The sequence below is a fragment of the Pseudomonas brassicacearum genome (genome assembly GCF_003732265.1).
Classification (GTDB): domain Bacteria; phylum Pseudomonadota; class Gammaproteobacteria; order Pseudomonadales; family Pseudomonadaceae; genus Aquipseudomonas; species Aquipseudomonas brassicacearum_D.
Genome location: NZ_MOBK01000041.1, coordinates 1 through 652 on the forward strand (window position 1 = coordinate 1; position 652 = coordinate 652).

The 652-nt window shown below is 58.1% G+C and carries 1 protein-coding gene; it reads left to right on the forward strand.

Annotated features, from left to right (window positions below):
* Positions 1-242 precede the first annotated feature (242 nt).
* Positions 243-605, forward strand: coding sequence for a CidA/LrgA family protein (locus BK660_RS29945; RefSeq protein WP_123436393.1), 363 nt, complete (start codon positions 243-245; stop codon positions 603-605).
* The last annotated feature ends 47 nt before the right edge of the window (positions 606-652 follow it).

The following is a 652-nucleotide window of genomic DNA, read 5'->3' on the forward strand; positions in this document are numbered from 1 at the left end:
TTCCTTGCCGACATAATCTTTGAGCTCTGCAACTGGAACATAGGGCATTGAGACTCTCCTTGGGTTCATCGGTTTTATAGTTTTTCAGGTGGGGGGATTTGACCTCCCTGCGAACCACTGTAGATCATCATGGCGATTTGCTCCGGTCAACCGACCATGCTTTTGGCGAATGCCGATCCATAGCGCAGGCGTGCTTATAATGCCGTGCCCCTGCTGGGCGAAAAGTAAGACGGAGATGTCGGATGTTGCTACGTGGCCTGACCCTGCTGGTGCTGTTTCAACTGCTCGGCACGGCGCTCAATCATTTGCTGTTGCCGGTACTGCCGGGGCCGATCATCGGTCTGCTGCTGTTGCTGATCTTCCTGATCATTCGCGGTGAAGTCGGCGAACCGCTGAACCTCGCGGCCGGCAGTCTGCTGCGTTATCTGCCGTTGCTGCTGGTGCCGCCTGCCGTCGGTGTGATGGTGTACGCGACAGCGATTGCCGCGGATTTCTGGGCAATTGTCGGCGCGCTGGTGCTTTCGCTGATCCTGTCGATGGCCTTCGCCGGGGTGCTGATGCAGCGCCTGGTCAAGCGTCACGCGCCTGGGTCGGAGGAGTCTTGATGCTCTTCGACTGGCAAGGCGCCTGGGCTTCGGTGATTCATCATCCG